A 26,998-nucleotide genomic window follows, 5' to 3' on the forward strand; every position below is an offset into this window, starting at 1 on the left:
AGACAACAACACATTGGGGATACCTCCTGAATTGCGCGCTTGCTCTCGACTTTCGGGAGCCCGGTCATCACCCGGAGCACCCCACCGCTACTGGAGGGTTGCCGTCCAGCGAGCCGGGGCTTGGCGCTGGCACTCATGACCTGATCGGCATCATAGCTGGCGGTCGGTCGACGACCGAAATCTATTGGTGAAATCACCGGGTTCCGGTGACCCGCGCGCCGCAGCAGGTGCGAACGAACTCGTCGAATGTCGAGGTGAGCGCGTTGCGGCCGGCCGCGGCCGCCGCCAAGGGGTTGTCCTGTTCGAACATGCCGTCCGAACATTCCATCCCGAGGTGGCCGATCAGCTGCCAAGCGCCGACGATCAGCCGCACCGGCAGCGCATCGGGCTGGGTGCCGAGTCGTTCGGCGACCACCGCGGCGATCGCGATGCTCTTGTTGTCGGCTTGCTCGAGGCTACGTGCGCTGACCGCCGGGCTGCTGCGCAGAATTCGCTGCATCTGCTGGAACTGCCGGAACGAGACCGGTCCGTTGCCTTCGGCGGCCTGGTCGACGACTTGCAGCAGCGCCTCGCGCAGCGCCTCCAGCTCGTTGCCGCCGAGCGGGAGCCCACGCAGCGTCTCGGCCACCGCGACGCCGAAGTCCTGTACCGGCCCCAGGACGATGTCCTCTTTGCTGTCGAAGTACCTGTTGACCGTGCGCGGTGATACGTCCGCGGCATTGGCGATCTGCTCGACAGTCGTGGCGTCGAATCCCTGGGCGTCGCAGAGGTCGAGCGCGATCTCGATGATGCGCAACCGAGTCTGCTGCTTCTTGCGCTCACGCAGGCCGGTCGGCGCCGGGTGTGCCGGGGCGCTGGCAGGGTTGTCCGCCGCGGCGCTCGCGCCGGTCGGCGTCGATGACTCGAGCATCTTCCCACTCTATCTTAACCTGCTGTTTTCATGTCCAGAACAGCCAAATGTCTGAGTGCGACATTTTTCTATTGACGACAAATGTCCGATGATGACAGGATAATCGCACTACTTCGAGTTACGAGGAGATCAAGGTGACCGAGACTGCGACAGCGGTAGACGTTCCCGAAAGACAGGGCAGTTCGGCGCGCTGGCTGGCCCTGGGGGTGATCGCATTGGCCCAGCTCATGGTGGTTCTAGATGCCACCATCGTGACCATCTCGCTGCCGTTCGCACAACGTGATCTCGATATCAGTGATGGCAACAAGCAGTGGATGCTCACCGCCTACACGCTGATCTTCGGCGGCCTGTTGCTGCTCGGCGGTCGGCTCGCTGACTACCTCGGTCGGCGTCGGATCTTCATCATCGGCCTGGTCGGCTTCGCGGGTGCCTCCGCCCTCGCGGGTCTGGCGCAGAACGGTGCGGAACTCTTCGCCGGTCGCGCCCTGCAGGGCGCGTTCGCGGCGCTGCTGGCGCCCGCGGCGCTTTCGCTGCTGTCGGTGACCTTCACCGAACCGGGCGAGCGGGCGAAGGCGTTCGGTCTGTTCGCGGGCATTTCCGCGGGCGGCGCCGCGCTCGGTCTGATTGTGGGCGGCGCGCTCACCGAGTACGCGTCCTGGCGCTGGTGCCTGCTGGTGAACACCCCGATCGCGCTCATCGCGTTGCTCGGCGCGCTGGCGTTCGTGTTGAAGGACGTGCCGACACCGCGCACCGGCGGCTACGACGTGCCCGGTGCGGTCACGGTGACCCTCGGGCTGATCGCCATCGTGTACGGATTCAGCCGCGCCGCCGAGGACGGCTGGCTGGCGGGCAGCACCCTCGGGCTGCTGATCGGCGGTGTCGTGCTGTTGGCGGTATTCATGGCGATCGAACGTCGTTCGGCGAATCCGCTGCTGCCGCTGCATATTCCGGGTGAGATCAACCGCGGTGGCGCGTTCCTCGCCGCGCTGCTCATCCCGATCGCGATGTTCGCGATGTTCCTGTTCCTGAGCTACTACTTCCAGATCACGCTCGGCTACTCGTCGCTGAAGGCCGGATTCGCGTTCTTGCCGTTCCCGGCGGGCATCGCGGTGGGTGCCGGCGTCACCAGTGCGCTGCTGCCGAAGGTCGGCCCGCGTCCGCTCATGCTCGGCGGCGCCGTGCTCGGTGTCCTCGGCCTGCTGTGGCTGGCGCAATTGGGCTACGGCGACAGCTACGTGGCCAGCGTGCTGCCCTCGCAGGTGCTGATCGCGCTCGGTATGGGCCCGCTGTTCGTCGGTATGCAGACCGTCGCGCTGCACCAGGTCCAGGAAGAGGATTCGGGTGTGGCCAGTGCGTTGCTGAACGCGGCGCAGCAGGTCGGTGGCGCGGTCGGCACGGCCCTGCTGACCACCATCTCGGTGCAGGTCGCCAAGACCTTCGCGCAGAACAACCCGACGGTCGACAACCTGATGGCCCGTGCCTCGATCCACAGCTACGACGTGGCGTTCTACGTCGGCGCCGGATTCTTCCTCGCCGCCATCCCGGTGATCGCGTTCATGATCCGGGACCGGCCGGAGAATCTGATAGAAGGTTCCGAAGCGGACGCGAGGATTCCGGTCGCGGTCTGAGTCTCGACAGTGGAGTGGTGTCCGGGCATCGCATCTGATCGGGTGCGGTGCCCGGACAACGTCGTTTTGCGGGCCGTGTCGTGGATCACACTCGACGTGACCACGGAGGGAAGGACGCGCGGAGCGGGTAGCTGCGGACCAGCGGACCTGCGCCGAAACGCGGCTATGACAGTGGCGCAGACCGCTCCTGACCTACTTGCCGGTAACCATTTCGGGCGCGTCGACTCGGGGGCTGCCCGCGCGGGGGGATCGTTGGCAGCAGTACGCTTGTCTTGTTTGCACCACACGCTTCGCGGACAACGCGGGGCACATACGTTGTCTGTTGAAACAGTCGGGGTCCACTCACAAGTGTGTTCGCCTGGCCGTGCAATGAGGGCACCATCCTAGGAGGACACGAAGATCCATGTCCAAGATCAAGGTTGAAGGCACCGTCGTCGAACTCGACGGCGACGAGATGACCCGGATCATCTGGCAGTTCATCAAGGACAAGCTGATCCATCCGTATCTCGATGTGAACCTCGAGTATTACGACCTGGGCATCGAGTACCGGGACAAGACAGACGACCAGGTGACCATTGATGCGGCCAACGCCATCAAGGAGCACGGCGTCGGCGTCAAGTGCGCCACCATCACCCCGGATGAGGCGCGCGTCGAGGAATTCGGGCTGAAGAAGATGTGGCGGTCGCCCAACGGCACCATCCGCAACATCCTGGGCGGCACCATTTTCCGTGCCCCGATCATCATCTCGAACGTGCCACGGCTGGTGCCGGGCTGGACCAAGCCGATTATCATCGGCCGTCACGCCTTCGGCGATCAGTATCGCGCCACCGACTTCAAGGTGTACCAGGCGGGCACCGTCACGGTGACCTTCACGCCCGAGGACGGCAGCGAGCCGATCCAGCACGAGGTCGTGAAGATGCCCGAGGCCGGCGGCGTCGTCATGGGGATGTACAACTTCAAGGATTCGATCATCGATTTCGCGCGGGCGTCGTTCAATTACGGCCTGCAGCAGAACTACCCGGTGTATCTCTCTACGAAGAACACCATCCTGAAGGCCTACGACGGCATGTTCAAGGACACCTTCCAGGAGATCTTCGACGCCGAGTTCAAGACCCAGTTCGACGCGGCCGGCCTCACCTACGAGCACCGGCTGATCGACGACATGGTCGCCTCCTCCATGAAGTGGGAGGGCGGCTACGTCTGGGCCTGCAAGAACTACGACGGCGATGTGCAGTCCGACACCGTGGCCCAGGGCTTCGGCTCGCTCGGCCTGATGACCTCGGTGCTGCTCACCCCGGACGGCCGTACCTGTGAGGCCGAGGCCGCACACGGCACCGTCACCCGGCACTACCGTCAGCACCAGCAGGGCAAGCCGACCTCGACCAACCCGATCGCGTCGATCTTCGCGTGGACGCGCGGGCTCGAGCACCGCGGCAAACTCGACAACACTCCCGAGGTGATCGGCTTCGCGCAGACCCTCGAGGATGTCGTCATCAAGACCGTCGAAGGCGGGCAGATGACCAAGGACCTGGCCGCGCTCGTCGGCGGCGACCAGGGCTACCTCACCACCGAGGAATTCCTCGGCACGCTCGACGCCAACCTGGCCCGCGCACTGCGCTGACCTGATGGCTTGAATCCGAACAACACGGGCACCCGCGCCACACGGTGGTACGGGTGCCCGGACTGTTTCCGGAAGACGGGGCCTAACCCTTGCTTGCCGGGGGACGGCGGTGCCGAGAATCCCGCTGACGGCGCGGATAGCCCGGCCTGATTGCCCGCCACATCGGAGGGTGACTTCGAACCGTCGCGAATCGCTCCGATCCGGGTGACGCTCCGGGTGAATCGCTCGACGGCTGCCCGAATTCGGTGTTGCGGGATGACCTACGCGATTTCCTTGCGCTGACGTGGGCGAACTCACGTTTACCCGGGAAGCGGAAGCGGCTGCCGGACGGTTACATGAACACGTGACAACTCCCGTAGCCTCCAAGCCCCCCGCACGCGTCGAGGCCGAGCGGACGGATTGGCATATCCCGGCCATGCTCGCGCTCGCGCTCGGCGGGTTCGGGATCGGGACCACCGAGTTCGTCACCATGGGTTTGCTGCCTGACATCGCGAGCGCCATGGATGTGTCGGAGCCGACCGCCGGGCACGCGGTGTCGGCGTACGCGCTCGGCGTCGTAGTCGGTGCGCCGCTGATTGCCGCGCTGTGCGCACGGGTGCCACGCAAGCGTCTGCTCGTGGTGCTGATGGTGGCCTTCACCATCGGAAATGCCGCGACCGTCATCGCGCCGACCTTCGCCACTCTTGCCTTCGCCCGGTTCCTCGCAGGTCTGCCGCACGGCGCCTATTTCGGCGTGGCCTCGCTGGCCGCGGCGACCCTTGCACCGGCCGGGCAGCGGGCCAAGGCCGTAGCTGCGGTTATGCTCGGGTTGAGCGTCGCCAATGTTGTCGGCGTTCCTAGCGCCACCTGGCTGGGCCAACACCTCGGGTGGCGGGATGCCTTTGTGGTGGTCGCGGTGATCGGCCTCGCGACCGTGGCCGCCCTCCTGCGCTACGTGCCCGAACTCACCGGCATCCGCACCACCAACCCGATGACCGAGCTCGGCGCGCTGCGTCGTTCCCAAGTTCTGCTGACCCTCTTGGTCGGTGCGATCGGCTTCGGCGGCATGTTCGCCGTCTACACCTACATCACCACCACCCTCACGGACGTCGCCGGAATGCACACCGGTTTCGTTCCGCTGGTGCTGATGCTCTTCGGCCTCGGCATGGTGGCGGGCAACATCATCGGCGGCGTGCTCGCCGACCGCGGCGTTGATCGCTCGATCTTCGCCGCCCTCTCCGCCATGGTCGTCATCCTCGCGGGTTTCGTTGCCGCCGCGCACAATCCGTACACCGCCGCCATCGGCGCCTTCCTCATCGGCGCCTCCGGCGCAGCCCTGGCTCCAGGCCTGCAAACCCGCCTGATGGACGTCGCCGCCGACGCCCAAACGTTGGCCGCGACCCTCAACCACGCCGCCCTCAACATCGCCAACGCCGCGGGCGCCTGGCTCGGCGGCCTGGTCATCGCCGCGGGCCTCGGCTACACCGCCCCCGCCGCCGTCGGCGCGGGCCTCGCCGTCCTCGGCGTCCTCCTCTTCGCCTTCACCATCTGGACCGCCCGCCGCATCACCCGCTGAGTGGTACATGGTTGCGGCGACACGCCGGTAGGGGCCTCGATGGTGTGCCACTGGTGGGGGCCGCTCCCGTTAGGCGCTTGGCTCCAGGATTGCCGGGCTCGACGAGGCACAGTGGGACTTGGTCATCGCCGTGCGCCTGAAGGGCCATGCGGCTGTGCTGCACCATGCCGCCGCGTACTGGAAGGACCAGAGCAAGGCGGGCAACCAAGCCGAACGCCGCGGTGATCAACACCGCCTCGGCGTCCGGAACGACCGTGCCGAACGCGGGCCAGGCCAACTATGGCGCGCGGCCAAGGCGGGGATCGCCGCGCTGACCCTGGTCGCGGCGGACGAACTGGCGCGCTACGGCGTCCGGGTCAACGCCATCGCCCCGATCGCACGCACCCGCCTCACCCTGGCCACCCCTGGCATGGGCGCCATGATGGCCGCCGAGGCGGACGCGGTCGAGGAGGGCGAGTTCGACGCCTTCAGCCCCGCCAACATCCCCGCTGGTCGCCGACCTGGCGATGGACAAATGCTCGATCACCGGCAAGGTTTTCGCAGTTCAGGGCGGAGCCATCTCCGAGCTGGCAGGCTGGCACGACGTGAAGAAGATCGAGACCGAGGGTCCCTGGCTCATCGACGACATCGTCGCTCGGCTGCCTTGATCTCGCGGGAACGTTAGGAGAACGACGATGTTCGAATGGTCCGAGACCGACGAGATGATCCGCGAGGCGGTGCGCACCTTCATCGACAAACATGTCCGCCCGAATCTCGATGCGCTCGACAGCGGCGAGCTTTCGCCGTACCCGATTATCCGAAAGCTGTTCAGCGACTTCGGGATCGATGCCATGGGTGTCGATGCGATCGAAAAGCTTCTTGCCAAGCAGCGCAAGAAGGAAGCCGCGATCGCCGCGGGCGAACCGCTGCCGGAGAAGAAGGAAAAGCCTTCCGGCGGTGGCCCGTTCAGCGGTCAGGAATCGCTGATGGCGGTGCTTATCGGGGAACTGTCCGGCGTTTGCATGGGCATGGTCACCGCCATGGGTGTCAGCATCGGTCTTGGGGCCACGACCATCATGTCGCGCGGCACGCTGGCGCAGAAGGAGCGCTGGCTAGCCGACATCGTCACCTTGAAAAAGGTTGCGGCATGGGCGATTACCGAACCGGATTCGGGCTCGGATGCGTTCGGTGGGATGAAGACCTACGTTCGGCGCGACGGCGAGGACTACATTCTCAACGGGCAGAAGACCTTCATCACCAACGGTCCCTTTGCCGACGTGATGATCGTCTACGCGAAGCTCGACGAGGGCGACGGCGGCGACAAGCGCGAGCGCAAGGTGCTGACGTTCGTCCTCGACAGGGGCATGGAAGGTCTCACCCAGGGCAAACCGTTCAAGAAGATGGGGCTGCACGCCTCGCCGACCGGCGAGCTTTTCTTCGACAATGTCCGGTTGGGCAAGGATCGACTGCTCGGCGAGACCGAGGAGCACAAGGGCGGCGACGGCCGCGAGAGCGCGCGCTCCAGTTTCACCGCCGAGCGGATCGGCGTCGGCTTCATGGCGCTGGGCATCATCAACGAATGTCACCGCCTCTGCCTGGATTACGCGAAGAACCGCAAGCTGTGGGGCCAGGAGATCGGGCGCTTCCAGCTGGTTCAGCTCAAGCTGGCCAAGATGGAGATCGCCCGAATCAATGTGCAGAATATGGTGTTCAACACGCTGGAGCGGGGCCGCGCCGGTAAGCCGCTTACCCTCGCCGAGGCCTCCGCAATGAAGCTGTACGCCTCCGAGGCCGCCACCGAGGTGGCCATGGAGGCCGTGCAGCTGTTCGGCGGCAACGGCTACATGACCGAATACCGCGTGGAACAGCTTGCCCGCGACGCGAAGTCGCTGATGATCTACGCGGGCAGCAACGAGATCCAGGTGACCCACATCGCCAAGGGCCTGCTGGCTCAGTGAGCAGAGAACCGGGTGCGACAACTTTCCGGAACGGAGACGCTCATTCTCTTGCTGCACGGCAGCGCTGACACCGCCGACACCTGGCGTACTCACCGCACTCGAAGCCGCGGGTCACGCGGCATTCGCCGTGGACCTACCCGGCTTCGGCCTCGCCGATCTGCGGCAACCGACTAGTCCTGGACTTCCTCGCCGGAGCCACCGGCCGCTGCACCAACGCCGCCTCCTGAAACATCCTGCTGCTTCTTCAGAGTGCTCAGGACGGTGTCGAGTTTCTCGGCCAGCGCATCGACCCCGCCCGACAGTGCGTCGACTGTGCCCGACAAGGATATCCGCCGATTCAGACCGCGCGCAGATGGGTGCGGCTGGCGTAGATGTGTTCGGCGATGAGGGTGGCGATGCGGTCGGGGGCTTCGAGCATCGGGACGTGGCCGACGCCGTTGACCAGGATGCGGTCGGCGGATTCGGGGAGTTCCTTCAGGAAGCGGCGGGCGTAGACGCGATTCGGGATGATGCGGTCGTATTCGGCCATCAGAAGGCGCACGGGGGCGCTGAGGGTGGAGAGATCCTCGAGTGCGCAGGCGCGCAGGCCGCCGAGGATCATCGGCAGCATGGCGTCGCAGTGCAGCGCCGCGCTGATGATGGCCGCGACATCGCGGCGCGGGACCGCTGACACGTTCTTGCTGAGCGCCAGCAGTGCGAAGCGTTGCGCCAAGATGTTGTGCACCGCGAATCCACCGAGGCGCTTACCGATTTCGATGATCGGGATCAGCGAGAGGAACTTCAATCCGATCCGAACCTGGGTGAGCGACGGCGAATTCCAACCGCCTGCGGGGGCGATTGCGGTGAGCGTGCGCGCCCGGCCGCGGCGGGCCAATTCGAAGCCGACCCAGGCGCCGAGCGAATTGCCCGCGATATGGCAGGTACGCCAACCGAGTTCGTCGAGTTGATCTTCGATCCGATCGGCGAGAGCGTGCACATCGATGGACCAGCCGTCCACACCGTCGCCGCCCCAGTGCCCGGCGAAGGCGGGCGCGAACACCTCGCAGTTCGACGACAGCCGGACCGCCACCTGTTCCCAGCAATGTGGCGAGAGCATGAACCCGTGCAACAGCAGCACCGGATCGCCGGATCCCAGGTGCAGGGCCTTGATGGGCTGGGGAGTTGTCGCGGACTTGGCGACAGCGGACCTGGTGGTGGGAGATGTCATCGTCGACACCCCTTCCTGGACGGCAGTGTCCGGGGAGTTCATCTGACCAGCATTGTACGGTCGTCAGGTGCCGACCGTCGTCTCAACAGTCAACGTCAACGGCGTTCGCGCTGCCACGGGCAAGGGCATGCTCGCCTGGCTCGCGGCCACCGAGGCCGACATCGTCTGCGTGCAGGAGACCCGCGCTACCGACGAACAAACCCGAGCGGCGCTCGCGCCCGCCCTGGCCGAGGGCTGGTGGCTGACGCATGCCGAACCGGAGTCGAAGGGTCGCGCAGGTGTCGGCATCCTGTCCCGACGCGAACCGCGTGCGGTGCGAATCGGCTTCGGCAGCAGCGAGTTCGGTGCATCGGGCCGCTACGTGGAGGCCGATTTCGAGGAGGAGACCGTGGCCAGCGTGTACGTGCACTCCGGTGACGCGGGCACGCCGCGCCAGGACGAGAAGTACCGATTCATGGCCGAACTCGGCGCCTATCTCACCGCCCGCACCGGCGAATTCGTGGTCAGCGGCGACTGGAATATCGCGCCGTCCGAACTCGACATCAAGAACTGGAAGGGCAATCTGAAGTCGGCCGGGTTCCTGCCCGAGGAACGCGCCTGGATTGCCGGACTGCTCGCCGCCGGATACGTCGATGTGGTGCGCAAGCTGCATCCGGGTGTCGACGGCCCCTACAGCTGGTGGTCCTACCGCGGCCGTGCCTTCGACAACGATTCGGGCTGGCGCATCGACTACCAGCTGGCCCGCGGTGATCTGGCCGCGCGGGCCAAACAGGCGGTCGCCGAACGCGCCGCCGCCTACGACCAGCGTTGGTCGGATCACGCGCCCGTCACGGTGCAGTACCGATGAGCGCCCGAACCGAGTGCCCGCGCACCCTTTTCATGGATCCCCACCCTTCGCGGGCGCCTGGGACCAGTGCGGATACCCAGAACGGGTGCGGAACGCGGTGGTCCCGGTGACCGGCGGACGGCGGACGTACGCGCTGGTGGGCGCGCTTGTCATGCTCTTGGCCGTAGTCGGGTTCATCGCGCTGAGGGGTGGTGACAGCAAGCCCGCGACCGGCTCGGCGAACACGACTGCCCGCAGCATCAGCGCGGTCGCGAGCCCCGCCCTTCCACCGGACGCGGGCGCGACCACCGCACCGGCAACCAGCCGCGACCCGGGCGTACCGGACCGCGCCTACGCGACCGTGGCGGAGATCGACGCGGGCCGCTGGCCGGATTCGGCGAACGCGCCGGGCACCAAGGGCGGCGATCAGTGGATGAATCGCGGCGGCGACCTGCCGGGGAAGGACACCGCGGGCAAGCCGATCACCTACCGGGAATGGGATGTCAATCCCAAACAGCGTGACCAGTCCCGGGACGCCGAACGGATCATCACCGGCAGCGACGGCTCCGCCTACTACACCGGTGATCACTACAAAACCTTCACGAGGATGCGCTGATGACCGAGCCTATGCCGTTGTCGCAATTCCTCGCCCGCCCGGGGGACGCAGATCCCAGCCTCTCAGCGGGCCCGGCTTCGGCACCGTCGGCCCAGCCCGCGCTCGGCGCCCTGCCCGTCGACCCCGCCGAACTCAGCGCGCTGCGCTACCGCGCACCGTCGGACTACGTGGTGCGCGAACTGCGCGGCCCGAAAATGCGCACCATCCAGGGCATTTTCGACGAGTTCGCGGCCGCGTTCCAATTCCCGTACTACTTCGGCGAGAACAAGGACGCCTTCGACGAATGCCTGCGCGATCTCGATGATTTCGTCGGCTCGGCCACCGGATACGTTGCGGTGATTCGGGATTCGGCCCACCTGCTGGCCGACCAGCCGAAGGAGCGCGAGTGGTTCGCCGAGGCGATCAGCGACAGCGCCGAGTATTGGTGGCGGAAGGGCCTCGCCTTCCGCGTCATCCTCCAGGGTGAACCGCCTATCCCACAGGCCGTTCCGTTGACCCTCTGATCACGGGTTACCGCAACCGTGCGGCGAGATCCTCGCCGAGCAGGACGAACACATCGACGGTGTGCTCGATGAGTTCGTCGCGGGTCAGCGGCAGATCGTCCTGCATCCAGGTGGTCAGCGTCTGCACCAGCCCGCCGACCAGATAGGTGGCGCGGAAGTCGATGGCCGGATCCGGCGGGTCTGTGACACCGTAGAAGTCGATGCCTTCCGCGGCGACCATGCGGGCGAACACGCGCACCGTCTGATTCGTGCGAGCCCGCAGCTCCGGCGTCGCCATGCCCGCGACCAGTGCGACCTTGGCTTTGCGGGGGTCGTCGGTGAGCAGGTGGATGCCCGCGGTGATCGCGGCATGCGCTTTGGCGCGGGTGTCCTGCGGCGCGGCGCGCAAGGCCTCGACGATCGCGCCCGCCAACTCGTCGGCGATTCCATCGATGAGCGCGGTCAGCACGGCATCGCGGCTGTCGAAACTCTCGTAGTAATAGCGTTCGTTGAGTCCGGCCTGCGCACACAGCCCGGAGACGGTGAGCTTGGCCAGGCCATCGGTGCCGATGATCTCCAGTGCAGCGGTCAGCAGCGCCGTGCGCCGTTGCGCCCGGCGCTCGTCCGCGGAGATCCCGCCGTAGGTCCGCTGCGCCACGGGTCGATTCTGACAGACCCCGCGGGTCAGAGTTCTGGTATGGGGCATTGCCAGAATTGAAATTCTGATGGATGCTGTTGCCAGATGCGCTCGATGAGGAGGCAACAATGTCCGAACCCGGTTACTTCGCCGATAATTCGATGGCACGTCGGGTGATGAGCAAGCGCGCGGTGGGGCTCACCTATGGCCAGCGCGCCCTGGTCGTCGGCGCCGTTCACCCGCTGCTCTACGTCGGGACCGCCGAGAACACCGAGCATCGGATGACCCCCTACGCCCGGCTCGCGCTGACTGGCAAGCTGTTCGAGGCGGTGTTCCTCGGTAGCAAGCACGAGGCGGATCGAGCGCTGGCCTTCACCACCAAGAAGCACGAGACGGTGCGCGGCGCGCTACCGGAGGATGCGGGCAAGCGCCATCCCGCGGGCACCGGCTATTGCGCACTCGACCCGCACCTGATGTACATGACCATGGCCTTCACCTTCGACTCCGCCGAGGTGATGTACGACCTGCTGGTCCGTCGACTGACCGACGGCGAGCGCGAGGCGCTGTACCAGGACTACGTGCGCTGGGCCGAGCTGTTCGGCATGCCGCGCAAGGCCGCGCCCGGCAGCTACCCGCTGTTCCGCAAGTCTTTCGACGCCTACCTCGCCTCCGACGAGCTGTTCCTCACCGACGAAGCCAGGCTGGTCGGCTCGTATCTGGCGGGCCAGCGGGTGCCGTATCCGCAGCGAATGCCGTTGCGGCAGGCCACCTCCGCGTTCTTCCTGCTGGTGCAGGGCAGCCTGCCGCCGCGGATCCGCGACATGTACGGCATGCGCTGGGGGATTCCCGAACAGCTCGCCTACCGCACGCTAGCGCAGGCCGTCCGTACCGCGCACATCGCACCGCCGCTGCTGCCGCCGGTGCTGCGCGGCACCTTGGCCGGGCCGAGCGCGCCCGTCTACAAACTCGTCTCCCGGCGCGAACGCGAACTTGTCGGCACCGGTCGCCCGAGCATGCCGGGTGTCGACCCGCGCAACTGGGCGGCGCGAAATTCCACTTGAGCACCGTGCGAAGATCGGAGTATGTCCAGTCCTGCTCAGACGACCCCGGCCGCTGAACCCAAACAGCGGGTGCTGTCCGGGATCCAGCCGACCAGCGCATCATTCCACCTCGGCAACTACCTTGGGGCACTGCAGTACTGGGTAACCATGCAGGACGATTACGACGCGCTGTACTTCATCCCGGACATGCACGCGATCACCGTGCCGCAGGATCCGAAGGAACTGCGTGCGCGCACCAAGGCGGCTGCGGCCCAACTGCTCGCGATCGGCATCGACCCGAAGCGCTCCACCCTCTTCGTGCAGAGCCAGGTGCCCGAGCACGCTGAGCTGGCCTGGGTGCTCAGCTGCATCACCGGCTTCGGCGAAGCCAGCCGGATGACCCAGTTCAAGGACAAGTCGGTCAAGCAGGGCACGGAGAACGCGTCCGTCGGCCTGTTCACCTATCCGATGCTGATGGCCTCGGACATCCTGCTCTACCGCCCGCATCAGGTGCCGGTCGGCGAGGACCAGCGCCAGCATCTGGAGCTGACCCGAAACCTGGCCCAGCGCTTCAACACTCGGTTCAAGAAGACGTTCGTGGTGCCGGAGGCACACATCGTCAAGGGCACCGCGAAGATCTACGACCTGCAGGATCCGACCTCGAAGATGAGCAAGTCGGCCTCCACCGACGCCGGGCTGATCAACCTGCTCGACGACCCGAAGGTCACCGCAAAGAAGATTCGTTCCGCGGTCACCGATACCGAACGCGAAATCCGCTACGACCCCGAGCGCAAGCCCGGCGTCAGCAATCTCCTGGTGATCTCGAGCTCACTCAGTGGCACGCCGATCGTCACGCTCGAACGGGATTACCAGGGCAAAGGCTATGGCGACCTGAAATCCGACGTCGCCGACGCGCTGGTCGAATTTGTCACGCCGCTGCGGACGAAGGTGGAAGAGTATTTGTCGGATCAGGGCGAACTCGACCGTATCCTCGCCGCCGGTGCCGAGCACGCGCGAGAGATCGCCGGCAACACCCTCGCACAGGTATACGACCGAGTGGGCTTCTTGGTTCGCTAGCCCGCGGCGGCGCCTGCGAGGTCTCTGCGAAGGGGCGAACAGGTGCAGGTGATCGACGACATCAAGGCGTGGCTCGAGCGGCAGATCCAACGGCGCCCGTGGCTGGACCATCTGGTCCGGGCCGGCGGGCGCTACCAGCGACAGCGGGGCGACTACTACGCGGCAGGCATCACGTATTTCACGGTGCTGTCGCTGTTTCCGTTGCTGATGGTCGCTTTCGCGGTCGCCGGGTTCATGCTGTCCAGCCACCCGGACCTGCTCACCCAACTCCAGGACAAGATCGTCGCGAACATCCCGGGGGACCTGGGCGGTGACCTCAACAAAATCATCGATCAGGCGGTCCAATCCCGTGGCACCGTCGGCACGCTCGGTCTACTCACCGGTATCTACACCGGTCTCGGCTGGATGGCGAACCTGCGGGCGGCACTGACCGAACAGTGGGATCAGAAGAGCCCGGAACGCAATTGGTTCCTGGCCGAGCTGTCCGACCTCGGCGCGCTCATCGGGTTGGGCCTGGCCTTCGTGGTCTCGATCGGCGTGTCCGCGCTGGCGTCGAGCACCCTCGGCGCCCGGCTGCTGATCAGTCTGGGGCTGTCCCACCTGCCCGGCGCACGTCTGTTGCTGACGCTGACGTCGATCCTGCTCGGGTTCCTGGCGTCTTGGGCGGTGTTCGTCTGGATAATCGCCCGGCTGCCACGGGAACCGGTCACGTTGAAAAGCGCGGCCAAGGCGGCGGCACTGGCCGCCGTGGTCTTCGAGGCATTCAAGTACGTCGCGTCCATCTACCTGCAAATCGTGCTGAGCAGTCCGGCGGGCGCCGCCTTCGGCTCGATCATCGGTCTGATGGTGTTCAGCTACATCACCTATCGCATCATCCTGTTCGCCACGGCTTGGGCCGCAACGGCATCCGACAACCTTCGTGAGGCGGAGATCGTCCCGCCCGGCGCCGCCGTGATCGCGCCACGCATGCACGTGCCCGGTCGGTCATTGACCGCGAGCGCCGCCTACTTCGGTGCGGGAGCCCTTGCCGCCCTTGCTCTTTCGGAACTGCGCAGGCTGCCGGGGCGCCGCCGCTGACCAGCTCGATCCGCCGGCGCCCGTCGGCCTTTCGGCGGCGAAGAAACCGATGGAACCAAGGTCGAAGTTCGCGCGTCCAAGCAGCAGACAAGAAACTTCCGATCCGAGGATTTCATCGTGGACTCATTCGACCATTCTGCCGCCGCCGCCTTCGGCCCACACACCGGTGCGACAGCTGGGGACGCCGGAGCCGGATGGCCGCGGGGAAACATTGACGGGAAGGCATGACCGGAATGGGATTGGAAATTCCGGACGCATTGAAGCCGGTAGCGTGCATTGTTGCCTGCAAGTGGCCGGAGGCCGACGAGACCGCACTGTTTCGGATGGCCGACCGTTGGGAGAAGGCTGCCGGTGTACTGGACAAGGTCGACGAGTACGGCGAGGCTGCGGGTGCAGGCCGCAATGAGCATTGCCGTGTCGGATTCCGGTGGGCTGGAAGCCGATCCGTGTGCTATCGCCGCAGGTTCATCCGTCGAGCGCCCAGGAGCAGGGCAAGGATGAGGACGATTCCGCCGACAACCAGCGGGGTTCGCGTGCCCGCGCTTGTGCTTTCCTCGGCGGACGGCTGGGCCTGGTCGGCGCCCTTGGGGGATGGGGAGGCCAGTGCCGCACCGGTTTTCGACGGATTCGAGTTGGAGTCGGGGAGTCGTCCGACGTTGCTGCCCTTCGGGAGGGCGAAGCCGTAGTCGAGCAGGCGGGCGGCCTGCTCGAATGGACGTAGCGGCCGCACATCGGCTTTCAGCAGTGTGACCGCGAGCCTGCGGCCGTCGCGCTGGGCCGCGGCGACGAAGGTCTGCCTGGCGTCGTCGGTGAAGCCGGTCTTGCCGCCGATCGCGCCGTCGTATTCGTAGAGCAGGTGGTTGTCGTTGCCGATGGGGAAGCCCGGGTGGTCCTTGTCGTCGGGGTTCTTCGGGTCCTTGGGGAAGCCGGGGAAGTCGACCTGTTCGGTGTGGATGAGTTCGGCGAACAGCGGGATCGACATGGCCTCGCGGAACAGCAGCGACAGGTCGTAGGCCGAGGTGCTCATGCCGGGACCGTCCAGCCCGGACGGGCTGGCGGTGCGAGTGTCCGAGGCGTGCAATGACTTCGCGAGTTCGTTCATCTTCGCGACGGTGCCCGCGTCACCGCCGAGTTGAGCGGCGATCGCGTGCGCCGCGTCGTTGCCGGACGCCATGATCAGCGCCTGCATCAGCTCCTTGTTGGTGTAGCGGCCGCCGGGGCCGATGCCGACTCGGGTGCCGTCGACATTGGCGTCTTCCTGGGTGCCGGTGACCACCTTGTTCAGATCCAGTGTGCGCAGCGCGACCGTGGCGAGCAGCACCTTGATGGTGCTGGCTGGGCGGTAGCGACCGTGCGGATCCTTGGCCGCGAGTACCTCGCCGGTGTCCATATCCGAGACCAGCCAGGCCGTGGCCGAAATGTCTTGCGGCACCGGCGATGCGCCCTCGGGGATCACCACGCCGCATTCGGCCATCCGGGCGCCACCCACCGGCGGCGACGGAATCGGCAGTGCGGTCGGCGTCGGCTCGCCCGGCGAGGGGACCTCGGACTCGTCGATCGGTGCGGGTGGTTTCGTCTTTTGCGGGCAGCTGTCGGTATTCGGCGTCGTGAACGGCGTCGTCGTGGTGCTCGGCGGCGCCGCGAGCGGCGGCGCCGCGGCGGCGCCGCCGGTCACGGCGGCAACGGCCAGCACGGCACCGAGGCACAGCGTGGCGTGGCGGCGGAAGTCCCGGATGCTCATCGGCTGAGAGCCTAGCGAGCTGTCCGGCCGTCGTCCGGACAGGAGCCGGGCGTGGCGGCGAAACGGATCGGTCCAGAATCCGGAGCAACTCGACTATTGACAGTAACTAGTAAATGGAAGCTACTATCAAAAAGATGTAACTACCATTAGTTGGAGAGCTAATGAAGACGGACTCGACCCGCCGCTGGCTGGCGCTCGGCGCCCTGGCGCTGGCGATGTTGACGATCGGCCTGGACATGACCGTGCTGACGGTCGCGCTGCCCACTCTCGCCGTCGACCTGAACGCGAATAACGGTGCGCTGCAATGGTTCAGCACCGCCTACACCCTCGCGCTGGCCGCGGTGATGCTGCCCGGCGGCGCGCTGGGCGACCGGTACGGACGTAAGAAGCTCCTGCTCGGCGCCCTGCTTGTGTTTGGAGCGGCCTCGCTGGCCTGCGCGTTCGCCACCTCAGCAGGTCAGCTCATCGCAGCGCGGGTGGTGCTCGGCATCGCGGCATCGGTCATGATGCCGCTCTCGATGGCGGTGCTGCCGGTACTGTTCCCGAATCCCGCGGAGCGGGCCAGGGCCATGAATATCTGGATCACCTCGACCGCCCTTGGCTTGCCGCTCGGCCCGATCCTCGGCGGCTGGCTGATCGACAACTTCTGGTGGGGTTCGGTCTTCCTGATCAATGTGCCGATGGTGGTGCTCGGCGCGGCCGCCGTCGCAGGGCTGGTTCCCGAATCGCGCAACCCGGACCAGCGCCCGCTGGATCTCCCGGGCGCTGCGCTGTCGGTGGTCGGAATGCTCGGTGTGACATACGGATTCATCCGCCTCGGCGACAAAGGCTGGGGCGACGCACTCGGCTGGGGCATACTCGCCGCCGGTGCCGTGGTGCTCGCGCTGTTCATCGGATGGCAGCGGCGCACGGCCTTCCCGCTGATCGATCTCGGCCTGTTCAGCTGCCGCGGCTTCCGCTGGGGCGCGGCATTCGCCGTGCTCATCACCTTCGGGATGTTTGGCCTGTTCTTCACCGTGCCGCAGTACTACCAGGCGGTGCTCGGCACCGATGCGCTCGGCAGCGGGCTGCGGTTGCTGCCCATGATCGCCGGCCTGTTGGTCGGTTCCCGGCTCAGTGACCGACTGCTGCCGAAGCTCGGCACCCGGCTGATGGTGACGGCGGGCCTGGTGGTGCTGGCTGTCGGGCTAAGTCTCGGCGCGCTGACCTCGGTGGGTACCGCGTACTGGTGCACCGCCGTCTGGATCGGCCTGGTCGGTGCGGGCATGGGGCTCGGCTTGCCGGTCAGCATGGCGGTAGCGATGGATGACCTCGAGGTAGCCCGCGCGGGCATGGGATCGGCATTGCTGCAGGCGCTGCGACAGGCGGCGGGCACGATCGCGGTGGCGCTGCTCGGCACCGTTTCGGCTACCGTGTATCGCGGCGAACTCGGCGACCTCAATGTGGATCCGATCGGCGACAGCGTGAATTCCGGTGTCGCAGTGGCAAGGTCGACCGGCAATACGGAGCTGTTGGAACACGTGCAGTCGGCGTTCGTCAGTGGCATGTGCGCGATGCTGTGGGTGTGCGCGGCCATCTGCGCGCTCGCGGTCCCGCTGGCGCTCTGGGTGCTGCCGCGCCGCAGGGCGACAGTTGCTCAGGCCGCTGGGGCCACACCTGCCGCGCCTACCGCCGTCGATGCGCCAGAATCGACACATGTCGGTTGAATTACCCGGTGACAGGACTGCGATGCAGGGCCTGCGCGAGCGGAAGAAGGAACGGACCCGCCGGACGATTCGCTTAGAAGCGTTCCGGTTGTTCCGTGAGCAGGGATACAGCGAGACCACCATCGAACAGATCGCGATGGCGGCCGAGGTATCGCCGAGCACCTTCTTCCGCTATTTCCCGACCAAGGAACAGTTGGTAATCGCCGACGATCTCGATCCGATAATGATCGAGGCGCTGCGGGCGCAGCCGCGAGACATCCCGCCGCTGACCGCATTCCGCAATGCCACGGCCGACGTCTTCGCGAATCTTCCAGCGGCCGAGCTGGCGTTCGAGCAGGAGCGTCAGGCCCTGCTCTATCACGTGCCCGAGCTGCGTTCGGCCATCGGTTTGGAGATGGAGCGAGCCATCGTGCTGATGGCGGAGCTGTTGGCCGAGCATCTCGGCAGGGACCCGGACGATTTCGAGGTGCGGGTGACCGCGGGCGCCATTGCAGGCGGCGCGCTGGCCATCGCGACCATCTCCCCGATCAACGTCGAGAACATCACTCGCGCAATGGATTTCCTGGAGGCCGGGTTGCCGCTCGGCAAGGATAAGCCGACCGAGCGATCCTGACATCCGCGTTCGGAACTACGCGGTCTTCGTCACCGGGCAGCCGTGGGCGAGCGGACCGAGCAGCTTGTTGTCTCGTGCGAGGATTCGAACGTTTCGGAACCGACGTCGTATACGGGTTGTCGCCGATCAGGATGTTGTAGCTGCCGATCCTGGCGAAGCTACCGTGGTTTTTCAGCGCGTATGTGCCGCCGCGCGCAGCGGGGTGTCGTCGTCCATAGTCGCGAAGAAGGTGCCGATCACGTCCTCGATCTCGGAAACCGATTCGGCGCAATACAACACGGGCTGGTAGTGGGTGATGTCATAGGTGGCGGTGCCCATCGCGACCACATCGAGCGGGCGCAGCTCGACATGGCGGAACTCCTCGATCTCGCCGTAGGACGACAGCAATCCCGCACCGTAGCAATGGACTTCGCCGTGTTCGCGGACCACGCCGAACTCCAGCGAGAACCAGAACACGTCGGCGAGGAACTTCAGCGCGGCCTCGGTGCTGAGCCGAGCGACGGCCGCGCCGACCGTCTCGTAGATCGCGGCGAAGCGCGGGCTGGCGATCTGGTTGGCGTGGCCGATGACCTCATGGATGACGTCCGGCTCCGGCGTGTAGAGGGGTGCGGAGTGGTGCCGAATGTACTGGGTGGAGTGGAAGATTCGGTTGGTGAACGAGCCGAAGAACTCGCGCAGCGGCACCAGGCCGGCGGCGGGGGCATAGCGGAATCCGGTCAGCGGAGTCAGCGCCGCGGAGACCTCGTCGAGTTGTGGGATGTGATCGTTCGGCAGCGCGAGCCGGGCCGAGGCCGTGAGTACTTCCGCGCACGCATACTTCTGATGTTTGCGTGCGAGCTCGGCGGATACGATGCGCCACACCTGCTGTTCTTCGTCGGTGTAATCGACGCGCGGCACCGGTTTACCCGGTCGGTAGTCCAGCGCCCGCGCGGCGATGCCGTTGCGGCGGGCCTGGTAGTCCGGGTCGTGCACGCCGGGGTGCTCGTCGCTCAGGTGCACGGTCACGTCGCCATCGCCGCTACGGGTGACGGGCGAGTACAGCTGAGCTTCGGTGAACATACGTCCAGGCAAGCACTGCCAGGGCCCGCCGACAACAAATGCTTCTCCAACTGTGCAAAATGCCAAGCTAGGCGGGTATTTCCGCGCACTTCCCGGCGCTGCGGGCGATTCCGGCGGGTCGATCTGATCAGCAGTGGGGTCGCTGGATCGGCGCTGTGCGGGACTGGGCTCGGCCAGGACGGCAGGGAGTGACTCTGGGCGATTTGCCGGACATGGGCCACGTTCATGACGCAAGATGGCGAATGTATGAAGGAGGACGCATGAGAACCGTGCGGATCGATCTCGACCAGAAGTTGTTGGCAGCGGCCGCGTCCATCATGGGCACCTCATCCAATAACGCCACCGTCAACGAGGCGCTGCGTCGAATTGTGGTGCACGAGCGCCAGCTTCACCACCTGGAGAAACTGGCCGCAGGTGTGCTGTGCGCCCTCCCCGGTCCGGAAGTCATCACCATGGCAGACGGTTAGTCACAGTGCGCTCGAGTGATCGCCGGTCGGCCGGATCGGTCGCCGTGGCCAGGTAACCGACGGCCGTGCGACGTGTCGGTGGGCGGTGGCATGATCCGAAGTCTTCACCGCATTCGAGGGGGAACGATGTCGGTACCGATCGCCAACCTGCCCATTGGCCAACGGCCGCGAGAGCGACTACTCGCACTCGGCCCGCACGCGCTCAGCGACGGCGAATTGCTGGCATTGCTGCTGCGCCAAGGACGACGGGGCGAGAGCGCCCTGGAAATGGCCGCCGACCTACTTGCCGCACACGGCGGACTGGCCGGGCTGGCGAGAGCGCGTCCGGAGGAACTGTCCCGCCGCACCGGAGTGGGCGTGGCGAAAGCCGCGGCAATCATCGCCGCCTTCCATCTCGGCTCGCGGGCGCGTACCAGTCCCGAGACCGCCCTCCGGTTGGACGGCGCCGCCGATGTCGTCCGCGTCGCCCACCCGCTGTTCGCGGGCGCCCGTGTCGAGCGCCTCCTCGTCCTCGTCTGCGATGCTCAGAATCGCTTGCGGCAGAAGGTATTCGTCGCCGAGGGGGCCATCGACTATGTCGCTGTGCCGGTCCGCGAAATCCTCAATACCGTCCTACGCCACGACGGCCGTTCCTTCGCGCTGATCCACAACCACCCCTCCGGCGACCCGACCCCCAGCTTCGACGACCGGCGTGCCACGACGTTGCTCACCGAAGCCGCCACGACCGTCGGCTTGCGATTCCTGGATCACGTGGTGATCGCGGGAGAGTTGTGGGCGAGTGTTCCGGCGCTCACCCGGAACTGCGATTGACGAGAAGATAATTCGGGTTCGCGCTCGTCGTCAGGACCTCCCACGCCTGGTGGTAGCGGGTTGCTCGAGGGCACCGTCCGGGCTGAACCGAGTGTTTACCAGTCCGTTGCCGACCGCTCGCATCAGCAGCACAGACTCGGTTGCCGGATCTTCGAAGCGGCGGCTGCCTGGCCGCCGCTAGGGTGAGGTGCCATGGACACCGCTGCGGCCGCCCCACTGCAGGTCGTGTCCATCCAGCGGCAGGCGCGGTCGCCGCAGCGGATAGAGAATGTGCGGCCGGTCGTCGTCGTGGCGGGGTGCTTCATCGTGCTGCAGCTGGCGATTCGTGGCTGGGTTGCCGGCAGCGGTTACTTCTACTGGGACGACCTCATCCTGGTTGGTCGCGCAGGTAGGTATCCGCTGTTCTCCACGGATCTGCTGCTGTACAACCATGACGGCCATTTCATGCCGCTCGCATTCGTCACAGCGTGGGTCGTGACCGCGGTGGCGCCACTGGTGTGGGCGGGCCCGGTGATTTCGCTGCTGGTGATGCAGCTCGGGGTGTCGGTGGCGGTGCTGCGTATGTTGATCGTGCTGCTGGGCGCCCGGTGGACGATTCTTGTCCCGCTGATCTTCTTTCTGTTCTCTCCGGTGACGCTACCGGCGTTCTCATGGTGGTCGGCCGCGCTGAATGCGCTGCCGCTGCAATTCGGTCTCGCCTGGGTGATCGGCGATGCGGTGTTACTGGTGCGCAGCGGTCGGCGTCGATACGCACTCTCCGGCATCGCCGTGCTGGCGGTGGCGCTGCTCTTCTTCGAGAAGTCGGTGATCATTCCCTTTGTCGCGTTTGCCATTGCGGCACTCACCCATTACATCGACGGGCGCGAGGCCGCGGTTCGAGTGGTGGTGCGGCGTGGTTCGCGACTGTGGATCGGATCGGGCGTTGTGTTGCTGAGTTGGCTGGTCGGGTATCTCGCGGTGGTGGGTGTTTCGGCCGTGTACAACGGCCCGGAGGACGTGCGCGAATTGCTGCCCAGCGCGACATCGCTCGGCGTCGTGCCCACACTGCTCGGCGGGCCGTGGAACTGGGAGCGGTGGATGCCGTCGACACCGTGGGCGGTGCCGCCCAGTTGGGCGGTGGGGGCGGCATGGATCGCGGCGGCTGCGCTCGCGGTGCTGTCGATCCGCGCCCGGCGCCGGGTCTGGTTGGTCTGGCTGTTGGCCGCCACGTACGTGGTGGCCGCTCAGCTGCCTGTGGCACTGGTCCGAGGCGGGCCGAATACCGCGGTGGAACTCATGCAGTCGCTGCGTTATCTCGCCGATGTGGGAGTGATGCTGACTGCGGCGGGCACGCTGCTGCTGCGTGCCCGCCCGCGCGACCGGCGAACCGCGCGGCTTCCTGGCCCGCGGGCCGCGGTCGCGCTGATGGCTATTTTTGTCGTGAGCAGCCTGTGGTCCACCTACACCTTCGTGCGATCCTGGAGCGCAAGCCCGACCAGAACCTATGTCACGAACGCGAAGTCGGCGCTCGAGGAGTGGGACGGCGCGCCGCTACTCGAGCAGGAGGTGCCGTGGGATGTCCTGAATCCGCTGGCATACCCGCAGAATTCGACCAGCCGGGTGCTGTCACCCGTCGCCCCGCCCGGCACGTTCGCCGACTCGACGCCGCACCTGCGGATGATCACTGATACCGGTGAAATCGTCGAGGCGAAGGTCTGGTGGAACCGACGCATCAACCCCGGACCGGAGCCCGACTGCGGCTACCGATTCCACGGTGGCGAGCCGGTTCGACTCATCCTGGACGGCCCCATGCTCGAGCACGAATGGACGGCGCAGCTCAACTACCTCGCGAATCGGGACGGTCGGATCGCGATTGCCTTCGAACATGGTGAAACCGTGGAAGCTCCGGTGCGGCAAGGCCTGAACACGGCGTTCGTTCGGCTTGTCGGCAGCGGATCCGCACTTCGGATCGTTTCTCGCACACCAGGACTCGACGTGTGCGTCGGGTCCGGTCCGGTCGGCGTCGCGTCCTACGACAACTAGCCGGTGACAGATATGGGAATAACGACCGCCCGTCGCGTGATTTCATGAGGTCATGACGAGCGCTGAATTGTTGGTCGACGCCTTCGGCCGGATTCGGGAAAACGTGCACCGTGCCGTAGCGGGCCTAACCCAGGATGAGCTGGCGGCTCGCATCGATCCGGGAGCCAACTCCATCGCCTGGCTGATCTGGCACCTGACCAGGGTGCAGGACGATCACGTCGCGGACGTGGCAGGGGTTGAGCAGGTATGGACAGCGGCGGGCTGGGTGAAACGCTTCGACTTGCCGTTCGACGACGCGGCAACCGGGTACGCTCACGGCTCTGCGGACGTGGCTGCGCTCGGCGAGGTTCCGGCGGATCTGCTGCTCGGTTACCACGACGCGGTACATGCGCAGACCATCGGTTACGTCTCCGCGCTCACCGACGCCGACCTGCCCCGGATCGTCGACATCCGCTGGGATCCCCCGGTCACGCTGGCGGTCAGGCTGATCAGCGTCATCGATGACGATATTCAGCACTCAGGCCAAGCCGCCTTCATCCGTGGAGTCCTCCTGCGCCGCCGATAAATTGCCCTTTCCCCGGACTGGCGCGCCGACCGCGCATGTCACGGCGCGTCCGATTCAGCACTCCGGCCACGCTCGGTATAGAACCGCAGCATCAACGCGAACCCAAGCTTCGTAGGCCCCGCTTATCTGCCATCTGGTCCGGCTCGTCACCGACGCGAGTCCATCGATCAACTCATCCGGATCAAGCTCACGACTCGGGAGGTCTGGGGTTCGCATCCGAACGCCCGGATGTGCGGGGCGAGACCTGTCCGGCAGGGCCTGTACCAGTGGACCCCGGTGCTCCCTGAGCTGAGCTCGCGCTCCAACACGCCGCCCGCTTCGCCAGCCGTGTCGACCAGCAGGCCGGAATGGGAACCTGCCCGGCATCAGAAGTCATCTCGGGCAGGCTCCCAGCGATGATGAACTCGGTGTGCCCATTCAGCGCTACCCCTTCCAACCGAACTGCTGAGGTCGCCGAGCAGGTGGGCGCTCTCGGTGGTGTCAAGGATTGATCGTTTTAGAGATTCTTGGACTCGTCCGGTCGCTGCTTGGTGGCGTGCAGCTTGCGGATCGTGCGCATACCCCACATGCCCAGCGCTCCCGCGAGGCTCATGTGCAGGATGTAGGCGGGGATGACCAGGACCAGGCCATAGTCGCGGGCCCAGTTCCTCAACGGCAGCAGCGCGGCCAGCCCGGCGCAGATCAGCATGACGCCCACCACCAGCGCGGGCACACCCAGCGGCGCGAGGTCCTCATCGTTGCGGGCCAGGTGCGGTGATGGAGAGCTGGCATTCGAGTTCCGGGCAGTGACGGTTGGGCTATCGGTGGCTAGTGGATTGACAGAATCTCTGGCGGCCATGACGTCCTCCAAACGTCGTCGTTGGCGAGCAAATTCGTGTCGCGATGCAGCGGGGAGTGGACAGCCCGGAAAAGCACCACAAGCAGCAAAAACCACGATCAGCTATCGATCAGCTATCGACAGTTTGGTGGGCGTGGCGTGGCGAGGGAACCTCGCCTACAGCGCAAGGAAAGGAACACGTAGGCGTTACCAAAACGTGACCTCCCCGAGGACTGGAAGGAAAACCCGGAGGCGTTCGTCCGATTCGTCCGAGAGCACCACGTTCCGAGTTTCCTCGAGTACGGCGAGTACCCCTACGTCACCGGTGACGAGATCAAAAAAGCGCTGCGGCTCAAGGCAGCGTTCTCCGACATGCTCGATCAGATGCAATGATCACCTGCACGGAGAACGCGCCTTATCTGCAGTAACTTGCTAGCACCGGATTCGGCAGTCCCGTTCCTCGCCCCCAGATTGCGGGGAGAGACAGGTGGGTGACAGGCGACGGCTCAAGCTCGCCGGGGCCGATCAACCCAAGCGAGCCGCTGCCGCCGCACCGAATCCGCAAGGTAGATCCGAACACCTGCCCGGCTGGACTGTTCGACCAATCTTTCGGGTCGCAGGTCAGCCGGATGCGGTCCGAAAGATTCAGGCGGAACGGACAGTTGTTGTGGTGGTGGAGTGTTGATGTTGTTTGTGGGTGCGAGGTGTTGGTGTGTTCGGATTTATGTTGCGGTGGTGAGTGATTGACCTGCGGCTGTGGAGCTTCGGACTGTCGCGGGTACCCGCTATCCGGCGTCACGCTGCGTCGAATCCGCAAGGCAGATCCCGCTGTGCCACGCCAGCTGACCGCCGTGTCCGTACCCTGGGCCGAGCAGACCACACGATCGGGGGAGTCGATGCTTCGGTACATGTGCACGAATCCGTGGTGCCTGGACACATGGCACTACACCTCGACGTGCCCCCGCCGGCCTCCGGAACCTCGCCCGATCACCCCTGGGCAGATGCGCACGATGCGGCACTTACGCGAGCTGGAGAAACAGGGGCGGCTCGAGATCCCGCAGCTGCTGGATTTGCGATGGCTGTGGCTGGTGCCGCCCGTGTTGATAGCCTTCTTCCTTCTCATGCTGCTCTGACCTCGCCAAAGTCCGGTTTTCGACACACAAATGTTCTCCGGACTAGCTGTTGTGGGCAGGCCGCTGATGACGGGCGGAGACCCGGAACGCATGGATCTGCGTCGGTCACGAGACCCTGAACGCTCGCCGGTAGGCGCCCGGGGTCGTGCCCACCTGAGCGCGGAAGCGGCGGCGCAGGTTGACCGCCGAGGTGAGTCCAACGCGGGCCGCGATCGCTTCCACCGGCAGGTCTGTCTCCTCCAGAAGGATGCGTGCCGCAGCGATCCGGCGGGACAGCAGCCACGCTCCCGGGCTCGTGTTGAGTTGGTAGGTGAAGCGCCGTGCCAGTGTGCGGGGCGAGACGGTGAGGTGCGCGGCCATGTCGCCCACCGACAGCGGTGTCGCAAGGTGTGCGCCAGCCCATTCGAGGAGGCCGTCCAGCGCATCCGCAGGCGGCGGGGGTGGCACGTACTGTGCCTGGCCGCTGTCGCGGTGCGGTGGCATCACCATGTGGCGCGCGACGAGTGCAGCATGCGCGGCCCCGTGGTCCTGTCGGACGAGGTGCAGGCACAGGTCGATACCCGCTCCCGCCCCGGCGCTCGTGGCGACGTCGCCGTGGTCCACATAGAGAACGTCCGGCTCCACACGTATCCAGGGGAACTCCTGCCGCAGCTGCTCGGCGCGCGCCCAGTGTGTCGTGGCCGAGCGGCCGTCCAACAATCCCGTGCGGGCCAGGGCGAACACCCCGGAGCAGATCGTGACAAGCCGCGCCCCACGGTCGTGTGCCCGCAGCAGCGCACGGCGCACGCGGGCCGACAGCGGCGCCTCCACTGGCGCCCAGCCCGGGATGAGCACAGTGTCCGCAGCCGCGAGCGCCGAAAGGCCCCGCGTCACGGCCATCGAGTACCCGGCCGATGTCGGCACCGGGCCGGGTGTCTCCGTGCACACCTCGAACTCGTAGTGCTGCGGGACCCCGGCACGCACCGTACCGAAGACCTCGGCGGCGCAGCCGAGTTCGAACGTCGACTGCACCGGCCGCACCAAGGCCACCACGCGATGCATGGCAGAAAAGTACCCTATGACGTCTTTCTCGACACTGTCTCGACGCGATCGCGCACGGCACCGTGGGAGACATGCACCCCGAGATCCTCGCCCAAGAGGGCTACACCTCCGTCTCCGTCACCGAATCCCCCGTCCGCGAGATCTTCCCCGGTATCCGGCTACGTCCGCTCTGGAAGGGACCAAGCGGCGCGCACGCCAACGTACTGGAGATGGACCCGGGCACGTCGTGGCCGCACCGCGACGTCCACGAGCCCGGCCCGGAGGAGGTCTACGTGGTCGACGGGATATTCAACGACGGAGCGCGGGACTACCCGGCTGGGACGTTCCTGCACGCCCCGGTCGGATCGTGGCACGTGCCCGCATCCACGACGGGCTGCACGCTGTTCCTCTTCTACCCGGAGGGCTAGCTAG

27 protein-coding genes and 1 riboswitch are annotated in these 26,998 nt (G+C 66.0%); of the genes, 19 read left to right on the plus strand and 8 right to left on the minus strand.

Annotated features, from left to right (window positions below):
* Positions 1-30 precede the first annotated feature (30 nt).
* Positions 31-141: riboswitch (SAM riboswitch) on the minus strand.
* A 52-nt stretch (positions 142-193) separates the two neighbouring features.
* The gene (locus ACV7NQ_RS23205; protein WP_463361573.1) at positions 194-910 is read right to left on the minus strand and encodes a TetR family transcriptional regulator; all 717 of its coding nucleotides are present in this window, start codon (positions 908-910) and stop codon (positions 194-196) included.
* Between the two features lie 134 nt (positions 911-1,044).
* On the opposite strand from ACV7NQ_RS23205, the gene ACV7NQ_RS23210 reads away from it, so the two are divergent.
* The 5 genes from ACV7NQ_RS23210 to ACV7NQ_RS23230 all read left to right on the plus strand — a co-directional run bounded on the left by ACV7NQ_RS23210 (position 1,045) and on the right by ACV7NQ_RS23230 (position 7,651).
* On the plus strand, positions 1,045-2,538 hold the full coding sequence (locus tag ACV7NQ_RS23210) for an MFS transporter (protein WP_463361574.1): 1,494 nt from the start codon (positions 1,045-1,047) through the stop codon (positions 2,536-2,538).
* A 403-nt stretch (positions 2,539-2,941) separates the two neighbouring features.
* Positions 2,942-4,159, plus strand: a complete 1,218-nt coding sequence (locus ACV7NQ_RS23215) for an NADP-dependent isocitrate dehydrogenase (RefSeq protein ID WP_463361575.1) — start codon at positions 2,942-2,944, stop codon at positions 4,157-4,159.
* Positions 4,160-4,502: 343 nt separating this feature from the next.
* Positions 4,503-5,714 carry an MFS transporter gene (locus tag ACV7NQ_RS23220; protein WP_463361576.1) on the plus strand — a complete coding sequence of 404 codons (1,212 nt, stop codon included), beginning with the start codon at positions 4,503-4,505 and terminating at the stop codon, positions 5,712-5,714.
* Positions 5,715-5,832: 118 nt separating this feature from the next.
* The gene (locus tag ACV7NQ_RS23225; RefSeq protein WP_463361577.1) at positions 5,833-6,378 is read left to right on the plus strand and encodes a hypothetical protein; all 546 of its coding nucleotides are present in this window, start codon (positions 5,833-5,835) and stop codon (positions 6,376-6,378) included.
* Between the two features lie 10 nt (positions 6,379-6,388).
* Complete coding sequence (locus ACV7NQ_RS23230) at positions 6,389-7,651, plus strand: acyl-CoA dehydrogenase family protein (RefSeq protein WP_463361578.1); 1,263 nt, start codon at positions 6,389-6,391, stop codon at positions 7,649-7,651.
* A gap of 170 nt (positions 7,652-7,821) precedes the next feature.
* Here the strand turns inward: ACV7NQ_RS23230 and ACV7NQ_RS23235 are convergent, their stop codons facing one another.
* Both ACV7NQ_RS23235 and ACV7NQ_RS23240 read right to left on the minus strand, forming a co-directional pair.
* The gene (locus ACV7NQ_RS23235) at positions 7,822-7,974 is read right to left on the minus strand and encodes a hypothetical protein (RefSeq protein ID WP_463361579.1); all 153 of its coding nucleotides are present in this window, start codon (positions 7,972-7,974) and stop codon (positions 7,822-7,824) included.
* A gap of 14 nt (positions 7,975-7,988) precedes the next feature.
* Complete coding sequence (locus ACV7NQ_RS23240; protein WP_463361580.1) at positions 7,989-8,900, minus strand: alpha/beta fold hydrolase; 912 nt, start codon at positions 8,898-8,900, stop codon at positions 7,989-7,991.
* A gap of 25 nt (positions 8,901-8,925) precedes the next feature.
* On the opposite strand from ACV7NQ_RS23240, the gene ACV7NQ_RS23245 reads away from it, so the two are divergent.
* The 3 genes from ACV7NQ_RS23245 (at position 8,926) to ACV7NQ_RS23255 (ending at position 10,803) form a co-directional block, all read left to right on the plus strand.
* On the plus strand, positions 8,926-9,705 hold the full coding sequence (locus tag ACV7NQ_RS23245) for an exodeoxyribonuclease III (RefSeq protein ID WP_463361581.1): 780 nt from the start codon (positions 8,926-8,928) through the stop codon (positions 9,703-9,705).
* An 85-nt stretch (positions 9,706-9,790) separates the two neighbouring features.
* On the plus strand, positions 9,791-10,300 hold the full coding sequence (locus tag ACV7NQ_RS23250; protein WP_463361582.1) for a guanyl-specific ribonuclease: 510 nt from the start codon (positions 9,791-9,793) through the stop codon (positions 10,298-10,300).
* The gene (locus tag ACV7NQ_RS23255; protein ID WP_463361583.1) at positions 10,300-10,803 is read left to right on the plus strand and encodes a barstar family protein; all 504 of its coding nucleotides are present in this window, start codon (positions 10,300-10,302) and stop codon (positions 10,801-10,803) included. The genes ACV7NQ_RS23250 and ACV7NQ_RS23255 overlap by 1 nt, the downstream gene beginning before the upstream one ends.
* Positions 10,804-10,810: 7 nt before the next feature.
* On the opposite strand, the gene ACV7NQ_RS23260 is transcribed toward ACV7NQ_RS23255, so the two are convergent.
* Complete coding sequence (locus ACV7NQ_RS23260; RefSeq protein WP_463361584.1) at positions 10,811-11,440, minus strand: TetR/AcrR family transcriptional regulator; 630 nt, start codon at positions 11,438-11,440, stop codon at positions 10,811-10,813.
* Positions 11,441-11,547: 107 nt separating this feature from the next.
* On the opposite strand from ACV7NQ_RS23260, the gene ACV7NQ_RS23265 reads away from it, so the two are divergent.
* The 3 genes from ACV7NQ_RS23265 to yhjD are packed head-to-tail and all read left to right on the plus strand — an operon-like array spanning position 11,548 to position 14,613.
* Positions 11,548-12,480 carry an oxygenase MpaB family protein gene (locus ACV7NQ_RS23265; RefSeq protein ID WP_463361585.1) on the plus strand — a complete coding sequence of 311 codons (933 nt, stop codon included), beginning with the start codon at positions 11,548-11,550 and terminating at the stop codon, positions 12,478-12,480.
* 21 nt (positions 12,481-12,501) lie between these two features.
* A complete protein-coding gene (gene trpS, locus ACV7NQ_RS23270; protein WP_463361586.1) occupies positions 12,502-13,536 on the plus strand; it encodes a tryptophan--tRNA ligase in 1,035 nt (344 codons plus the stop codon).
* Positions 13,537-13,578: 42 nt separating this feature from the next.
* Positions 13,579-14,613: an inner membrane protein YhjD gene (gene yhjD / locus ACV7NQ_RS23275; protein WP_463361587.1), complete on the plus strand. Its 1,035-nt coding sequence runs from the start codon at positions 13,579-13,581 to the stop codon at positions 14,611-14,613.
* 451 nt (positions 14,614-15,064) lie between these two features.
* On the opposite strand, the gene ACV7NQ_RS23280 is transcribed toward yhjD, so the two are convergent.
* The gene (locus ACV7NQ_RS23280) at positions 15,065-16,354 is read right to left on the minus strand and encodes a D-alanyl-D-alanine carboxypeptidase family protein (RefSeq protein ID WP_463361588.1); all 1,290 of its coding nucleotides are present in this window, start codon (positions 16,352-16,354) and stop codon (positions 15,065-15,067) included.
* A gap of 161 nt (positions 16,355-16,515) precedes the next feature.
* Between ACV7NQ_RS23280 and ACV7NQ_RS23285 the strand changes: the two genes are divergently transcribed.
* Positions 16,516-18,060, plus strand: coding sequence for an MFS transporter (locus ACV7NQ_RS23285; RefSeq protein ID WP_463361589.1), 1,545 nt, complete (start codon positions 16,516-16,518; stop codon positions 18,058-18,060).
* On the plus strand, positions 18,050-18,673 hold the full coding sequence (locus tag ACV7NQ_RS23290; protein WP_463361590.1) for an acyl-CoA-like ligand-binding transcription factor: 624 nt from the start codon (positions 18,050-18,052) through the stop codon (positions 18,671-18,673). Before ACV7NQ_RS23285 ends, ACV7NQ_RS23290 begins: the two co-directional genes overlap by 11 nt.
* A gap of 171 nt (positions 18,674-18,844) precedes the next feature.
* Here the strand turns inward: ACV7NQ_RS23290 and ACV7NQ_RS23295 are convergent, their stop codons facing one another.
* Positions 18,845-19,732 carry a phenylalanine 4-monooxygenase gene (locus ACV7NQ_RS23295; RefSeq protein WP_463361591.1) on the minus strand — a complete coding sequence of 296 codons (888 nt, stop codon included), beginning with the start codon at positions 19,730-19,732 and terminating at the stop codon, positions 18,845-18,847.
* Between the two features lie 260 nt (positions 19,733-19,992).
* Between ACV7NQ_RS23295 and ACV7NQ_RS23300 the strand changes: the two genes are divergently transcribed.
* The 4 genes from ACV7NQ_RS23300 to ACV7NQ_RS23315 all read left to right on the plus strand — a co-directional run bounded on the left by ACV7NQ_RS23300 (position 19,993) and on the right by ACV7NQ_RS23315 (position 23,596).
* On the plus strand, positions 19,993-20,199 hold the full coding sequence (locus ACV7NQ_RS23300; RefSeq protein ID WP_463361592.1) for a type II toxin-antitoxin system VapB family antitoxin: 207 nt from the start codon (positions 19,993-19,995) through the stop codon (positions 20,197-20,199).
* A gap of 126 nt (positions 20,200-20,325) precedes the next feature.
* A complete protein-coding gene (locus ACV7NQ_RS23305) occupies positions 20,326-21,009 on the plus strand; it encodes a JAB domain-containing protein (protein WP_463361593.1) in 684 nt (227 codons plus the stop codon).
* A 192-nt stretch (positions 21,010-21,201) separates the two neighbouring features.
* Positions 21,202-23,031: a hypothetical protein gene (locus tag ACV7NQ_RS23310; protein WP_463361594.1), complete on the plus strand. Its 1,830-nt coding sequence runs from the start codon at positions 21,202-21,204 to the stop codon at positions 23,029-23,031.
* 52 nt (positions 23,032-23,083) lie between these two features.
* A complete protein-coding gene (locus ACV7NQ_RS23315; protein ID WP_463361595.1) occupies positions 23,084-23,596 on the plus strand; it encodes a mycothiol transferase in 513 nt (170 codons plus the stop codon).
* A gap of 496 nt (positions 23,597-24,092) precedes the next feature.
* Here the strand turns inward: ACV7NQ_RS23315 and ACV7NQ_RS23320 are convergent, their stop codons facing one another.
* The gene (locus ACV7NQ_RS23320) at positions 24,093-24,434 is read right to left on the minus strand and encodes an SND2/TMEM208 family protein (protein ID WP_463361596.1); all 342 of its coding nucleotides are present in this window, start codon (positions 24,432-24,434) and stop codon (positions 24,093-24,095) included.
* A gap of 989 nt (positions 24,435-25,423) precedes the next feature.
* Between ACV7NQ_RS23320 and ACV7NQ_RS23325 the strand changes: the two genes are divergently transcribed.
* Positions 25,424-25,546 (plus strand): hypothetical protein, encoded by a 123-nt coding sequence (locus ACV7NQ_RS23325; protein ID WP_463361597.1) that lies wholly within the window; start codon positions 25,424-25,426, stop codon positions 25,544-25,546.
* Positions 25,547-25,651: 105 nt separating this feature from the next.
* Here ACV7NQ_RS23325 and ACV7NQ_RS23330 read toward each other — a convergent pair whose 3' ends face one another.
* Entirely contained in the window at positions 25,652-26,557 is a 906-nt protein-coding gene (locus ACV7NQ_RS23330) for a GlxA family transcriptional regulator (protein WP_463361598.1), read from the minus strand.
* Between the two features lie 101 nt (positions 26,558-26,658).
* Between ACV7NQ_RS23330 and ACV7NQ_RS23335 the strand changes: the two genes are divergently transcribed.
* A complete protein-coding gene (locus ACV7NQ_RS23335) occupies positions 26,659-26,994 on the plus strand; it encodes a cupin domain-containing protein (protein ID WP_463361599.1) in 336 nt (111 codons plus the stop codon).
* The last annotated feature ends 4 nt before the right edge of the window (positions 26,995-26,998 follow it).

It is taken from the genome of Nocardia sp. Tas62D01 (genome assembly GCF_055232035.1).

Bases quoted from the DNA above. Each gene is read 5' to 3' on its own strand.
- ACV7NQ_RS23310 (WP_463361594.1), top strand. From the start codon at position 21,202: ATGGACACCGCTGCGGCCGCCCCACTGCAGGTCGTGTCCATCCAGCGG.
- ACV7NQ_RS23325 (WP_463361597.1), top strand. From the start codon at position 25,424: ATGCGGCACTTACGCGAGCTGGAGAAACAGGGGCGGCTCGAGATCCCG.
- ACV7NQ_RS23265 (WP_463361585.1), top strand. From the start codon at position 11,548: ATGTCCGAACCCGGTTACTTCGCCGATAATTCGATGGCACGTCGGGTG.
- ACV7NQ_RS23300 (WP_463361592.1), top strand. From the start codon at position 19,993: ATGAGAACCGTGCGGATCGATCTCGACCAGAAGTTGTTGGCAGCGGCC.
- ACV7NQ_RS23230 (WP_463361578.1), top strand. From the start codon at position 6,389: ATGTTCGAATGGTCCGAGACCGACGAGATGATCCGCGAGGCGGTGCGC.
- ACV7NQ_RS23315 (WP_463361595.1), top strand. From the start codon at position 23,084: ATGACGAGCGCTGAATTGTTGGTCGACGCCTTCGGCCGGATTCGGGAA.
- ACV7NQ_RS23280 (WP_463361588.1), bottom strand. From the start codon at position 16,354: ATGAGCATCCGGGACTTCCGCCGCCACGCCACGCTGTGCCTCGGTGCC.
- ACV7NQ_RS23305 (WP_463361593.1), top strand. From the start codon at position 20,326: ATGTCGGTACCGATCGCCAACCTGCCCATTGGCCAACGGCCGCGAGAG.
- ACV7NQ_RS23205 (WP_463361573.1), bottom strand. From the start codon at position 910: ATGCTCGAGTCATCGACGCCGACCGGCGCGAGCGCCGCGGCGGACAAC.
- ACV7NQ_RS23215 (WP_463361575.1), top strand. From the start codon at position 2,942: ATGTCCAAGATCAAGGTTGAAGGCACCGTCGTCGAACTCGACGGCGAC.
- ACV7NQ_RS23335 (WP_463361599.1), top strand. From the start codon at position 26,659: ATGCACCCCGAGATCCTCGCCCAAGAGGGCTACACCTCCGTCTCCGTC.
- ACV7NQ_RS23320 (WP_463361596.1), bottom strand. From the start codon at position 24,434: ATGGCCGCCAGAGATTCTGTCAATCCACTAGCCACCGATAGCCCAACC.
- ACV7NQ_RS23295 (WP_463361591.1), bottom strand. From the start codon at position 19,732: ATGTTCACCGAAGCTCAGCTGTACTCGCCCGTCACCCGTAGCGGCGAT.
- ACV7NQ_RS23290 (WP_463361590.1), top strand. From the start codon at position 18,050: ATGTCGGTTGAATTACCCGGTGACAGGACTGCGATGCAGGGCCTGCGC.
- ACV7NQ_RS23240 (WP_463361580.1), bottom strand. From the start codon at position 8,900: ATGAACTCCCCGGACACTGCCGTCCAGGAAGGGGTGTCGACGATGACA.
- ACV7NQ_RS23285 (WP_463361589.1), top strand. From the start codon at position 16,516: ATGAAGACGGACTCGACCCGCCGCTGGCTGGCGCTCGGCGCCCTGGCG.
- trpS (WP_463361586.1), top strand. From the start codon at position 12,502: ATGTCCAGTCCTGCTCAGACGACCCCGGCCGCTGAACCCAAACAGCGG.
- ACV7NQ_RS23255 (WP_463361583.1), top strand. From the start codon at position 10,300: ATGACCGAGCCTATGCCGTTGTCGCAATTCCTCGCCCGCCCGGGGGAC.